This is a genomic window from Streptomyces uncialis (assembly GCF_001905345.1).
Taxonomy (GTDB): Bacteria; Actinomycetota; Actinomycetes; order Streptomycetales; family Streptomycetaceae; genus Streptomyces; species Streptomyces uncialis.
Genome location: NZ_LFBV01000001.1, coordinates 81,323 through 94,983, shown reverse-complemented (window position 1 = coordinate 94,983; position 13,661 = coordinate 81,323). Strand labels below are relative to the sequence as shown.

Sequence of the window (13,661 nt, the reverse complement as noted above, 5' to 3'; positions counted from 1 at the left end):
GCGGCCGTTTCCGCCGGGCGGTCGGGCGGGCGGGCGTGCGGTGAGGTCCGTGCCGGGGCCGTTCCACCGCCGAGGGACCGTCCCCGGTGAGGTCCGGGCCGGGGGGCGCCTCGTCGCCGTGCGCACCGGGCGGGCCGCCTCAGCGGTCGCCCGGTGGTCGGACCCGTCCGGGGCGGTGTCCCGGGTGCGGTGGCCCGGGTGCGGTGGCCCGGGTGCGGTGGCCCGGGTGCGGTGGCCCGGGTGCGGTCAGTGTTCGGTGAGGGTGCCGTCGGCCAGGGCGAGACGGCGGGTCGTGGTGACCGCCTCCAGCATCCGCCGGTCATGGGTGACCAGCAGGAGGGTGCCCTGGTAGTTGTCGAGGGCGGATTCCAGCTGTTCGATGGCGGGCAGATCCAGATGGTTGGTCGGCTCGTCCAGGACGAGCAGATTGACGCCCCGGCCCTGGAGCAGGGCGAGGGCCGCCCGGGTCCGCTCCCCCGGTGACAGGGTCGCCGCCGGGCGCAGCACATGGTCGGACTTCAGGCCGAACTTGGCGAGCAGGGTGCGTACCTCCGCCGGTTCGGTGTCCGGGACCGCCGCGCGGAACGCGTCGAGCAGCGTCTCGGGGCCGTGGAAGAGTCCCCTGGCCTGGTCGACCTCGCCGACGACGACCCCGGGGCCGAGCGCGCTGTGCCCGGCGTCCAGCGGGAGACGGCCGAGGAGCGCCGCGAGCAGGGTGGACTTGCCCGAGCCGTTGGCCCCGGTGACGGCGACCCGGTCCGCCCAGTCGATCTGGAGGTTGACGGGCCCGAAACGGAAGTCCCCGCGCCGTACCTCCGCGTCGCGCAGGGTGGCGACGATCGTGCCGGAGCGGGGCGCGGCGGCGATCTCCATCCGCAGCTCCCATTCCTTGCGCGGCTCCTCGACCTCGTCCAGCCGCTCGATGAGGCGTTCGGTCTGCCGGGCCTTGGCGGCCTGCTTCTCGCTGGACTCGGCGCGGGCGCGGCGCAGGAGCTTGTCGTTGTCCGGGGAGTTGCGCAGGGCGTTCTTGACGCCCTTGTCCATCCAGCCCCGCTGGACGCGGGCACGGGACTCCAGCGCGGACTTCTTGTCGGCGTACTCGTCGTACTCGGCGCGGGCGTGGCGGCGGGCCGTCTCGCGCTCCTCCAGGTAGGCGGCGTAGCCACCGCCGAAGATGCTGACCTGCTGCTGGGTGATGTCGAGTTCGAGGACCTTGGTGACCGTGCGGGTCAGGAACTCGCGGTCGTGGCTGACGAGGACGGTGCCCGCGCGCAGCCCCCGGACGAAGCCTTCGAGCTGTTCCAGTCCGGCGAGGTCGAGGTCGTTGGTGGGCTCGTCCAGCAGGAACACGTCGTAGCGGGACAGCAGCAGCGACGCGAGGCCGGCGCGGGCGGCCTGGCCGCCGGAGAGGGTGGTCATCAGCTGGTCGAGGCCGACGCCGAGACCGAGGGACGCGGCGACCTCCTCGGCGCGTTCGTCGAGGTCGGCGCCGCCGAGGGCGAGCCAGCGCTCCAGCCCCACGGAGTAGGCGTCGTCGGCGCCGGGCGCCCCGTCGACCAGCGCCTGGGTCGCCTCGTCCAGGGCGCGCTGCGCCTCGGCGACCCCGGTGCGGCGGGCCAGGAACGCGCGGACCGACTCACCGGGGCGCCGCTCGGGTTCCTGCGGGAGGTGGCCGACGGTGGCGTGCGGCGGGGACAGCCGCAGTTCGCCCTGTTCGGGGGTGTCGAGGCCCGCGAGCAGGCGGAGCAGCGTCGATTTGCCCGCGCCGTTGGCGCCCACGAGCCCGATCACCTCACCCGGGGCGACGACGAGTTCGAGTCCGGCGAACAGGGAGCGTCCGCCGTGTCCGGCGGCGAGGTCCTTGGCGACGAGCGTGGCGGTCATGGAGGTCCGATCGTTGGGGGCGGTGGAGAGGTCCGGGCGGCCGGGGCGGCGGCCCCGCCCGGACCGGGCGCGGTGGCCGGTACGGGAACCGTGGCACGTACTCGCGGGGAGCCGGTGCCTGGGCCGGGAGCGCCGGCGGGTTCCGGCGGACCGTGACCCGTGGTGCGGCGCCCGGCCGGGGCGCTGCTCCGGGGCGGTGCACCGGTGGACCGCCCCGGTGGCTCGGTCCACGCGCCCCGGACACGGTACGCCCCGGAGCGGCGCGAACCACGCCGGGGTGGCGGCCGGACCGGGGTGGCGGCCGGACCGGGGTCCTGGCCGGAACCGGGGCCATGACCGGAACCGGCTATCGGAGCCGTGGCCGGGGCCGGTTGCCGGAGCCGTGGCCGGAACCGGATACCGAAGTAGTGGCCGGGTCGCGGAAGTGCTCGGGGGTCGGGGCGCCCCGGGGTGGGGCGGTCCCGGTGATCCGGGCGGTCGGGCGGTCGGGCGGTCCGGGCGGTCCGGGCGGGCATCGTCAGGGGTGTCCCGGTGAGGTCACCGCTCCATCGTGGCCTGGCTCATCGCGTCACGCGTCACTCTTCGTCGTCGGGCGGGCCCTGGTACGCCCCGGGCCGCTGCCGGGGTCATCGCGCGGAGGACGCGACGAGCACGCTGTCCGTCGTACGTGCCACGAGGAAGGATCTTCCGCGTGATGTCCGGCCGTCAAGCGGGATTCGGTGGTGGCCGGGGCCGAGGACCCCGTCGAAGAGTTCATGGGTGCGGGTGCGGCGGAGCCGGTCGAGCCGGTACGAGAGCAGCCGGACCCGGCAGGTGGACGTGATGTCGACGCCCGCGTCCCCACCGGTGGTGACCAGTTGGGTGAGGCGGCGGCGTTCGGCGGGCGCGGTGTCGAGGGCGTGCTCGATCTGCGCGAGGAGCAGCGGCACGATCGGCGCGAGCCCGTCCACGTAGGCCACCGGCGCGGCTGCCCGTTCGAACGCGGCACGTACCAGGGCGCGTTCGGTGGTGTCGATGCCCTGGCCGAAGGCGACGGCGCCGTAGGTGCGCAGTTCGTCGGCGGACACCTCGGCCGCGTCGCGGGTGATCTCGGCGCCGATACCGATGGTGCGCAGGGCGGCGGCGAGCCGGGCGAGGACGGCCACCCGGTCACCGACCAGCAGCACACGGCGCCGCGCGACGCCCGCCGCGTCGGCGATCCGGGCCAGCGCGTCCCGGTACTCGGCTCCCCGGAACCGGAACGGCCCGGTGCCGTGGTAGCCGTTGAAGGCGAGGTCGGCATGGGCGGAGGTCTGCCAGGCGAAGTCGCGCCAGACGTAGTCGTCGGGCGAGGCGGGGTCCCTCTCGATGACGGCCGTGACGGCTCCGCACTCGATGGCCCGGCACTCGGGACAGCCGTAGATCACATAACGCCCGGCGGGCAGCGGGGCCGGTGCTTCCAGGAGCAGACAGCGCACCTGGGCGGTGAAGATCGCGGGAGGCACGTCGGAGGCGAGCGGGGAGACGGCGTCCAGATCGGCGAGCCGGAAGAGGAGGGGACGGCCGTCGACGATGAAGTCCACGAAGTCCCGGTGCGCCTGGAACTCGCCGTTGGCGAGCACCCCACCCGCCCGCGTGGCGGGTGCCAGTCCGAAGGTCGCGTACGCGGCAGACATGTCCTGAGTATCCCCAGCGGACACGCTTGGTGAGCACACCGTCACCGCTCCCGCGCGGTCCGGCCGGAGCCCGGCGGCCCGGACGCCCTGTCGGTGAGACGCGACCGGGCGCCGCCGGACCGGTGGTGACGGCGCGCCGGGGGGCCGCGGGAGCCGGCCATCGCGGTGGGGACGACGGAGGCGGCCGGGCGGATCACCTCGTGTGTTGCGGGATGCCCGGGTGCCCCGCCGGGTCGGGCCGCCCGCTCGGGCGGCCCGGCGGGCGCGCAAGCCGTCCGGACCGCGTCCGCCCGTGGTCCGACGGGCGGGGCGGGACGGGCGAACGCATGGTCTAGGGCGTACACCGGGGCCCGGCGCTGGACGGGTGGGAGCGCGGGGACCAAGGCGGAGGGACCGAGGCGGAGGGGCTCCGGGACGCGGCGGCCGGTCGGAGCGGCGGTCCATGCGGATTGTGGGTGCGGCGGCCGGGTTGCGGCGGACGGTGCGGACTGTGGAGTGAGACGGCCCGGGTGCGGGGGCCGGAGTGGGCTGTGGAGCGGGGCGGTCGACGGGCGTGGGCCGGGGTGGGCGGTCAGGGGTGCGCCGCCGCGAGGGATGGGGGCGGCGGTGTGGGCGTGAGGGGTGCGCCGCCCGGGGCGGGGCGGCGCACCCGTGCGGGTGGGTCAGGGGGTGGCGCAGTCGCTCACCGGTTCGGCGGCTGTCAGCCGGTAGGTCGCCCTGGCGTCCAGGAGCAGCGGGACGAGGGCGCGCTGCGACTGCCGCAGCGGTACGAGGACGCCGTCACCGTTGACGCGCACCCGGACCCCGTGCAGCGCCAGTTCGTCACCGAACTCGGCGTACTGGCCGGTGCTGAGGCGGTAGCCGCACGGCGGATCGGCGAGGGTCTCGGCCGGTTCGGCGGGGTCGTTGTCCGCTCCGCCCAGATAGACCGGACCCCGGTCGAGGTGACCCGCCACGCGGGCCGTCCCGGTCGCGGCCTCGATCCGGGCCCGCCGTTCGCCGGTGAAGCGGTACAGCCCGCCGAGCGCGGCGAGCTGGGAGCCGACCCGGCGGCGGTTGTTGACGGCCTCGTCGGTCTGTTCGGCTTCGGTCAGCGGGTCGACCCGGCTCTCGATGAGGAGTCCGACGGAGTGCTTGATGCCGGAGGCGTTGCGCAGGATGCGTTCCTGGCCGTCGCCCGCGACCTGCCGTATCGGCTCGCCGGTGACGGGGTCGGTCCAGATGCCGTACGTACCGGTGGAGTGGCCGGAGCGGTGGGCGGCCGGGCGGACGTACGCCCCGGACAGGGTCCGTGCCTCGCGGTGGACCGCCCGGTCGGTGTTGAGGTTGCGGGGCCAGAGGTCGAACAGGTCCTTATCGTAGGTGCGGGGGGTGGCCCCGTACTCGTGCAGGTCGTAGACGATGTCGGGCCGGTGGTCGCGGATCACGGCGGCGAGGGCGCGGGCCTCGGCGGTGCGCAGCGCGAGGTGGTCGCGGTTGATGTCGACGCCTTGGGAGTTGCCCCGGGTGTCGGCGGCCCGGCCGTCGGGGTTGGCGGTGGGGACGACGAGGAGGTTGGTGCGGGAGAGGAACGCGCGGGTGCGCCGGTCGTCGTCGAGGGCCAGGTCCCGGACGGTGCTCAGACAGGCTTCGCGGCCCGCGGGCTCGTCGCCGTGCTGGCTGCACACCAGCAGCACGGTGGTGGGTGCGGGACGGGGTGCGCCGACCCGGACGAGCCGCAGCGGACGCCCTTCGGCGGTGGTCCCGATCCGGGACCGGGTGATCCGGTCGGACCGCTCGTCGACCGCCGCCAGGAACGTTTCTTCTTCGTCCTGGCCGGTCCAGCGGGCGCCGTCGGACCGTTCGAAGCCGGTCCGGGGCGGTGCGGGGTCTTCGTGGGCCTGGGCGGGCGCGCCGAGCAGCGGCACCGCGAGGGCGGTGGCGGCGGCGATGAGCAGGGCGACGCGCGTCCGGTGTCCGGCGCGGGGCGCGGGACTCGCGGAGCCCGGCAGGGAGGAAGTGGTGGGGTGCGGTGGGGTCATCGTTGTTCGCCTCCGGGGAGCGGGACGCGGCGGGCGTGGGACGGGGGGCCCACCTGGTCGGGGTCCGTGATGTGCGGGACCGTCACGGCGGGCGTACCCGTGGTGGCGCGGACGAACGCGGAGGCGCCGCCGACGACCGGTACGCGGGCGCTCGTCCGGGTGAGGTCGAGGGTGAGGGTGGGCCGGTCGGCGGGCGGGTCGATGAGGTCCTTGTCGGTGCCCGCGACGATCAGGGCGAGCCGGTGCCCGGCGGGCACGACATGGTCGGTCGCGGCGAGCCGGACGGTCAGGGGGTACGCGGTGCCCGGGGTCAGCGGCCGTCCTTCGCGGGCGGAGGCGTGGGTGCCGAGGTCGGCCCAGCCCCGGCTGACGACGGTCGCCGACACCTCGGCCGTGGTGGCGGCGGTCTCGCGGTAGCAGGGGCTGTCGGCCGGGGTGGCCGCGCCCCAGCAGGTGCGGTGCGGGAGGGTGGTGATGCCCTCGCCGCGGTCGCCGTAGTCGCGGATGGTGGCCGGGCCGAGATCGACCAGGACGGCCGTCAGATGCGCGGTGGGCGTGGTCGGGGTGACGGTGACCCGTACCGAGGCGGAGCCGGACAGCCGCAGCTCGCGGCTGAGCGGGCGGGTGGTGAAGCCCGCCTTCTCCGGGGTCGCGGTGTCGATGGCGGCGGCCCAGTCGCTCTCGCCGCGTGCGGGGTCGTCGGTGAAGGTGGCGGTGCCGCGTCCGGGACGCGGCCCGAGGCCGCCGGCGCCCTGGCCGTCGCCCTCGGTGGGGCGCAGGGTCACGTGCTCCGTGGGGCGGGGCGGCCAGTGGCCGCTGGTGGCCCAGCGGTCGGGGGCGCGTTCGATGTCGGCCATGGGTTCACGGTCGATGCCGTTGTCGAGGCCGAGGAGTTCATGGTCGAACCAGCGGTGCAGGGTGTCCACCCAGTCGGCGCGGCGGAAGTCGAAGGGGTCAACGTGCCCGGTCTGGCTGAGCCATATCTTGCGGTCGACGCCCGCTCGCGCGAGGGCGTCCCACCACTGGCCGAAGTGCTGGGAGCGGACGTTGAGGTCCTGCTGGCCGTGGACGACGAAGACACTGGCCCGGACCCGTTCCGCGTCACGGACGTAGTCGCGGTCGTCCCACAGCCCGGTCCAGTCGCCGTTGCGGGGTGCCTCGTCGACGAGTTGCCGTTGCACGGCGGCGCAGCGGGCGCGGGCCTGGGGGGTCTCCACGTAGTCGGACAGCCATTCGGGGCCGGAGTCGTAGAGCGGGGCGCCCTGGGAGAAGTAGTAGTCGTACCAGGACGAGATCGCGGCGATCGGGACGATCGTCTCCAGGCCCTCGACGCCGGTGGCCGCGACACCGTTGGCGATGGTGCCGTCCCAGCTCTTGCCGANNTGCCGATCATGCCGGTGCGGCCGTTGGTCCAGTCGGCGTGGGTGCGGACGCCGCCTTCGCGGGTGGTGTAGGCGCGGGCTCGGCCGTTCAGCCAGTCCACCACGGCCTTGGCGGAGGTGATGTCGGAGCGTCCGCCGACATCGACGCAGCCGTCGGAGCGGCTGGTCCCGGTGAGGTCGACCGCGGCGAAGGCGTAGCCCCGGGGGACGAAGTAGTTGTCGTAGTACAGCGGGAAGGTGACGGGGTCGCCGTCCGCGTCGTACGCCTTGCGCTGGCCTTCGTTGCCGCGTCCGCAGCAGGCGTAGTAGGGGCTGGCGTCCATGATGACGGGGACGTCCCGGCCCTGGCGGGCCGGTTCGGAGGGGCGCACGATGTCGACGGCGACCCGGTCGGAGCGTCCGTCGTCGTCGAGGTCGAGACGGGTGTCGACCCAGACGGACTCACGGATCGCGTTCTCGTAGGAGTGGACCGGGCGGCTGGGCGGGGCGGTGGACGCGGCTCCGTCGCTGGGCGGTCTGTCCGTGACCGATCTGTCGGGTGCCGCTCTGTCCGTGGTCGCTCCGTCCGTGAGCAATCTGTCGGAGGCCGCTCCGTCCGTGGTGGGGACGTCCGGGACGGTGCCGCGCGGGACGGCCGGGGCTGTTTCCCGGTGGGCGGCGGACGCGGGTGCCGGGGCGCTTGGTGGGGCGGCCGTGGCGGTGCCCGTGAGGGGCGGGGTGGCGGTCACGGTGAGGGCGAGCGCGGTGAGCGTGAGGGTGGCGAGGACGCCGCGGAGCCGTCCTCGGGTCAGGTGCGGTGGGGTGGGGGTACGGGGTCCGGTGTGGGGTTGCTGATGACTGAGGCGTGGGTGACGCTCATGTATCGGCATGCGCGGGAAGGTACTCCTGTCAACTCCCACGCAAAAGAGTGCGGTTCACGCCGCCGTCGTCCCGCTCGACCGGCGGCGGTCCAGCGGGACGACGGGTGGGCGTGCCTGGGGGCCTTGTGAGGGGACCTGTGGGGGCGGCAGGGCGGGTGGGGGCGGCTAGCCGTTCCCCCGCGGTCGGCCCAGTCCGTGGCGGACGCGCGCCGCGTGCGCGGAGGGGAAGTAGCGCAGCCGGGACGGGAGCCGGGGGACCACGGTGCTCACCACCTTGCACAGGAGGCTCAGCCCGCGCTCCTGGCGGGGGGTCCAGGGCAGTCCGAGCACGGCACGCGCCTCGGGCGGCAGGAGGCCGATCGACAGGAAGCGGCGCAGCCGCAGGAACAGCGGGCGCAGCACCGGCCACAGCGCGCGCACCGGTACCCGCAGCAGCCGGGGGCCGAGGTCGAACACGGGCAACGGCGCGTCCGGGTCCAGCAGTTCCCGGGCCACCCGTGTCATCTCCAGCTCCGCGAGTACCCGGTGGTAGTACGGCCAGAACTCCTCGACGGTGAGCGGGAGTTCCCGTTCGGGGATACCGAGGATCTGTCCGACCTGGCGCCACTCGGCGTACAGCCGCCGTTCCTCGGCGGGGGTGAACGGGCGCCCCCACAGATAGGGGTGGGCATAACGGCTGATGGGGAATCCGGTGGCGTGCACCCAGGCGTAGGTGCGGGCGTGCAGCGCGTGGTAGGGACGGCCGTGGGCGTCGGCGCCGGTGATCGACCGGTGCAGGGCGCGCAGCCGGCGGCCCTCCTCGACGGCTTGCTCACCGCCGTACACCCAGAGCAGGACGGAACGCATGGACCGGACGCCGCGGCCCCACGGGTCCGTCCGGAACGCGGAATGGTCGTCGACACCGGCCCCCACGGCGGGGTGGGCGACCTGGAGGATGAAGGCCGGGGCGAGGGTGATCAGGGTGCGGATGTCACCGATGTCGTTCCACAGGAGCCCTCCGGGCGGAGGGGGCTCGGGGTCGGGGCCGCGCACCGGTCCGTCACCGTGGGTGACGGCTCCGGTGGCGGCGGGACGAAAAGACTGGACACGGGATGACATATGTCCAGTATGCGCATGAGAGTGACGGGAGGGGCTGCTGTGACCTCGCGGGCGCCTGTGCTGGTCAGGCGGTTACCGGCCCCCGCGCCCTTCGGCCGAGAGGGTGATCTCCACGGCGCCGCGTTGACGACGGCCCCGGTGGCGCTGCCCGCACGGTGCGTAGGCGGTGGATGCGGGGGCGGGTTGCGGGGGCGTGATGACGGGCGGGCGGCCGGTAGTCGGCGGTCAGCGGTCGGTAGGTCGGCGGTCAGCGGTCGGTAGCCGGTCGGGCTTCCCCGGCGGCCGGGGCTCCGGCCGGGACCCTGAGGGTGGGACGGCTGCGGTGGGGGTCGGGGTGGCCGCGGGGGTGGTCAGCCGTGCTTCTTGCCGATGACACGTGCACGCTGCCGGACCAGGCGTTCGGCCAGGTCGGAGGCGAGTTCCGCGACGGTGACACGCAGTTCGGCCTCGGCGGCGGCCCGTTCGGCCTCGTCCCGGGACTGGGCGGGCGCGGCCGGGGCCTCCGTCCCGCCGGGGACCGTCCCGGGACGGGTGGCGCCGAAGGTCGGCACACGTTCCTCGCGCGGACCGTCGGACGCACGGGCCTGCCGACGGTCATCGCCCCCGGGGACGGGCCCGCCGCCGCCCCCGGACCCGGCAGCGCGGGCCGCTCCGGCCCGCGCGGGACGAACGTCGCCCACGAAGGTGCCGCCTGCGGAGGCTTCGGAGGCTTCGTCCGCGGAGGTGCCGTCCGCCAAGGTGTCGTCCTCGCGGGTGCCGTCGAGGAGCGCCGCAGTCTGCGCCCGCTCGCGAGCGGCGCGCGCCCGGATCTCCTCGGCGCGCCGGGCCATGCTCGCCATGCTGCGGCCACCGTCGCCGTACTCGCCGCCGCCATGGTCACCGCTGCCGTCCCCGTCCCCGCCCTCCGCCGCGACGCGGTACGCCTTCGGTACCAGCCGCACCATGGCGACGAGGCCCAACGGGAGGAGAAGCAGTGCGAGGTCGAGCATCGGGCCTCTCGGGTGGAAGGGGCCCAGGTGCGTCGGCAGAAGATCCATGCAGCGGTCCTACCCGCTCATCCGTGCGCAACAACGCGCGTCCGAGGCCGAGTTGACATCGAACGTTCGAACACCTGAGGGCCACGGGGGAGGTCCCGGACGGTGACTCGGCCGAGAGGGTGACCCGGTCGGGACGGGCGGCGGCTCACCGGTCCCGGTACGGCTCCCCCCGCCCGGCCCGTTCCACCAGGGACGCGGGCGGGGTGAACCGCTCCCCGTAGCGCTCGGCCAGCTCCCGCGCGCGGGCCACGAAACCGGGCAGTCCGCCTTCGTAGCCGTTGATGTACTGGAGGGCGCCGCCGGTCCAGCCGGGGAAGCCGATGCCGAGCAGGGAGCCGATGTTGGCTTCGGCCACGGACGTGAGGACGCCCTCGTCGAGCAGACGGACCGTGTCGAGGGACTCGGCGAAGAGCATGCGCTCCTGGAGGTCCAGGAACGGCACCTCCGTACCGGGCCGGGTGAAGTGCTCGCGCAGCCCGGGCCACAGACCGTCCCGCTTGCCGTCGGTGTAGTCGTAGAAGCCCGCTCCCCCGCCGCGGCCGGTCCGGCCGAACTCCTCGACCATACGGTCGATGACCGCCTCCGCGGGATGCGGGAGCCAGGTGCCGCCGTTCGCTTCGACGGCCCTCCGGGACTCGTCACGGATCCTCCGGGGCAGGGTCAGCGTGAGCTCGTCCATCAGGGCGAGGACCTTCGCCGGGTATCCGGCCTGGGCCGCCGCCTGTTCCACCGACGCGGGCTCGACGCCCTCGGCGACCATGGCGACGCCCTCGTTGATGAACTTCCCGATGACCCGGGAGGTGAAGAAGCCACGGGAGTCGTTGACGACGATCGGGGTCTTGCTGATCTGCCGTACCAGGTCGAAGGCGCGGGCCAGGGTCTCCTCACCGGTCCGTCCGCCCTTGATGATCTCGACCAGGGGCATCTTGTCGACGGGCGAGAAGAAGTGCAGCCCGATGAAGTCGGCGGGGCGTGCCACGCCTTCGGCGAGGGCGGTGATGGGGAGGGTGGAGGTGTTGGAGCAGAGCAGGGCGTCGGGTGCGACGAGGTCCTGGACCTCCTGGAACACCTTCTGCTTGAGGGCGGTGTCCTCGAACACCGCCTCGATGACGGCGTCGCAGCCCGCCGCGTCGGCCGGGTCGGCGGTCGGGGTGATCCGGGCGAGCACGGCGTCGGCCTTCTCGCGGGTGGTGCGCCCCCGGTCCACCGCCTTGTCGCACAGCCGCTCGGAGTAGCCCTTGCCCCGGGCGGCGGCTTCGGCGGTGACGTCCTTCAGGACGACGTCGATGCCCGCGCGGGCACACGCGTAGGCGATGCCCGCGCCCATCATGCCCGCGCCGAGGACGAGGACCTTGCGTACCTCGCGCGCGGGGATGTCCCCGGGCCTGCCGGTACCGGAGTTGACCGCCTGGAGGTCGAAGAAGAACGCCTGGATCATGTTCTTCGCGGTGCGGCCGGTGACCAGGGAGGTGAAGTAGCGGGCCTCGACGGTCTGAGCGGTCGCGAAGTCGACCTGCGCGCCCTCGACGGCCGCCGCGAGGATGGCGCGGGGCGCCGGGTAGGGGGCGCCGGCCGTCTGCTTGCTGAGCGTGGCGGGGAAGGCGGGCAGGTTCGCGGCGAAGCGGGGGTCGGCCGGGGTCCCGCCCGGGATGCGGTACCCGGGGGTGTCCCAGGGCTGGCGGGACTCGGGGTGCGCGTCGATGAACGCGCGCGCCTTGGCCAGCAGTTCCTCGTGGCTGTCGGCGGTCTCATGGACGAGCGCGGCTTCCAGCGCCCGGCGCGGGGTGTACCGGGCGCCCTGGAGGAGGACCTTCAGCAGGGCGTCCGCGATGCCCAGGAGCCGTACCGTACGGGTCACCCCACCGGCTCCGGGGAGCAGGCCCAGGGTGACCTCCGGCAGGCCGACCACCGTACCGGGGGCGTCGAGGGCGATCCGGTGGTGGCAGGCGAGCGCGATCTCGTAGCCGCCGCCCAGCGCGGCGCCGTTGACCGCGGCGACCACGGGCACGCCCAGGGTCTCGACGCGGCGCAGATCGCGCTTGACCGCCATGGAGCTGTCGAAGATCCGCCGCGCGTCCTCGGGGCCCGCCTGGATCAGCTCCCGGAGGTCACCGCCCGCGAAGAAGGTCTTCTTGGCGGAGGTGACGATCACGCCGCGCACGGTGTCGCGGAGGGATTCCAGACGGTCGGCGACGACGGCCAGGGATGCCTGGAACTCCGCGTTCATGGTGTTGGCGGAGTGGCGGGGGTCGTCCAGGACGAGGGTCACGACACCGGTGTCGTCCTGTTCCCAGCGGATGGTGTCCGCGGCCACCGCGGTGCGCGGCTCGTGCGGATCGGGCGATACGGGGGCGGCGGACGCGGAGTCGGTGGACGCGGGGGCGGTGGACGCGGGGGCGGTGGGCTCGCTCATGGTGTGACTGCTCCGTTGGGGCGGCGGCTGGGGTCGGGGACGCTACGGGGGGGGCGGGTGGGCCGTCAGACGCGTTCGACGACGGTCGCGATGCCCATGCCGCCGCCCACGCACAGGGTGGCGAGGCCGTAGCGCTTGTCCTGGCGCTCCAGTTCGTCGACGAGGGTGCCGAGGATCATCGCGCCGGTGGCGCCCAGCGGGTGGCCGAGCGCGATGGCGCCGCCGTTGACGTTGACCTTGTCGAGGGACAGGTCCATGTCCCGGGCGAACCGCAGCACGACGGCGGCGAACGCCTCGTTGATCTCGACCAGGTCGATGTCGTCCATGGTCAGCCCGGCCTTGGCGAGGGCCTTGCGGGTGGCGGGGGCGGGGCCGGTGAGCATGATGGTGGGCTCGGAGCCGGAGACCGCGGCGGACACGATCCGCGCGCGCGGGCGCAGCCCGTACCGCTCCCCCACCGCGCGGGAGCCGACGGCGACGAGGGCCGCGCCGTCCACGATGCCGGAGGAGTTGCCCGCGTGGTGGACATGGTCGATCCGCTCGACCCAGTGGTACTTCTGGAGGGCCACCGCGTCGAAGCCGCCGAGGTCCCCGATGTCCGCGAAGGACGGCTTCAGCCGGGCGAGGGAGTCGGCGGTCGTACCGGGCCGGGGATGCTCGTCGTGGTCCAGGACGACGAGGCCCGCGCGGTCGGTCACCGGGACGACGGAACGGTCGAAGCGCCCGTCCTTGCGGGCCGCCGCCGCGCGTTCCTGCGAGAGGGCCGCGTACTCGTCCACGTCGCGGCGCGAGAATCCCTCGATCGTGGCGATGAGGTCGGCGCCGATGCCCTGGGGCACGAAGCCGGTGGCGTGATTGGTCATCGGGTCCGCGAACCAGGCGCCGCCGTCCGACGCCATCGGCACCCGGGACATCGACTCGACGCCGCCCGCGAGGACCAGGTCCTCCCAGCCCGAGCGGACCTTCATCGCGGCGAGGTTGACCGCCTCCAGCCCGGAGGCACAGAAGCGGTTCTCCTGGACGCCCGCGACGGTGTCGGGCAGTCCGGCGGCGATCGCGGAGATCCGCGCGATGTCCGAGCCCTGGTCACCGACCGGGCCGACGACACCGAGCACGATGTCGTCGATCGCGGCCGGGTCGAGGCCGGGGAAACGGGCGCGCAGCTCGTGGATCAGGCCGACCACGAGGTCGATGGGCTTGGTGCCGTGCAGGGCGCCGTCCGCCTTGCCGCGACCGCGCGGGGTGCGGATCGCGTCGTACACGAATGCTTCGGTGGTCACGCGTGAACCTTTCGGTGAGGGTCGGCCGAAC

The 13,661-nt window shown here is 74.3% G+C and carries 8 protein-coding genes and 1 pseudogene; all 9 read right to left on the bottom strand.

Annotation, left to right across the window (positions count from 1 at the left end):
• Window positions 1-246 precede the first annotated feature (246 nt).
• A complete protein-coding gene (locus tag AB852_RS00345) occupies window positions 247-1,884 on the bottom strand; it encodes an ABC-F family ATP-binding cassette domain-containing protein (protein WP_073782392.1) in 1,638 nt (545 codons plus the stop codon).
• 626 nt (window positions 1,885-2,510) lie between these two features.
• Window positions 2,511-3,539, bottom strand: a complete 1,029-nt coding sequence (locus tag AB852_RS00340) for an oxidoreductase (RefSeq protein WP_073782391.1) — start codon at window positions 3,537-3,539, stop codon at window positions 2,511-2,513.
• Window positions 3,540-4,201: 662 nt separating this feature from the next.
• A complete protein-coding gene (locus tag AB852_RS00335; RefSeq protein ID WP_079184195.1) occupies window positions 4,202-5,560 on the bottom strand; it encodes a M14 family metallopeptidase in 1,359 nt (452 codons plus the stop codon).
• Window positions 5,557-6,941: pseudogene (locus AB852_RS40335) on the bottom strand (CocE/NonD family hydrolase C-terminal non-catalytic domain-containing protein); the annotation flags it as partial. The gene AB852_RS00335 and the pseudogene AB852_RS40335, both read right to left, overlap by 4 nt.
• Before the next feature lie 2 nt (window positions 6,942-6,943).
• Window positions 6,944-7,517 (bottom strand): CocE/NonD family hydrolase (locus tag AB852_RS40330; protein ID WP_281257700.1); only part of this gene is annotated, 574 nt, incomplete at its 3' end.
• A 450-nt stretch (window positions 7,518-7,967) separates the two neighbouring features.
• Complete coding sequence (locus AB852_RS00325; RefSeq protein ID WP_079184194.1) at window positions 7,968-8,900, bottom strand: oxygenase MpaB family protein; 933 nt, start codon at window positions 8,898-8,900, stop codon at window positions 7,968-7,970.
• A 350-nt stretch (window positions 8,901-9,250) separates the two neighbouring features.
• Entirely contained in the window at window positions 9,251-9,937 is a 687-nt protein-coding gene (locus AB852_RS00320) for a hypothetical protein (RefSeq protein WP_073782387.1), read from the bottom strand.
• A 145-nt stretch (window positions 9,938-10,082) separates the two neighbouring features.
• Window positions 10,083-12,350 (bottom strand): 3-hydroxyacyl-CoA dehydrogenase NAD-binding domain-containing protein, encoded by a 2,268-nt coding sequence (locus AB852_RS00315; RefSeq protein ID WP_079184193.1) that lies wholly within the window; start codon window positions 12,348-12,350, stop codon window positions 10,083-10,085.
• Window positions 12,351-12,415: 65 nt separating this feature from the next.
• Window positions 12,416-13,630: an acetyl-CoA C-acetyltransferase gene (locus tag AB852_RS00310; protein ID WP_073782385.1), complete on the bottom strand. Its 1,215-nt coding sequence runs from the start codon at window positions 13,628-13,630 to the stop codon at window positions 12,416-12,418.
• Between the last annotated feature and the right edge of the window lie 31 nt (window positions 13,631-13,661).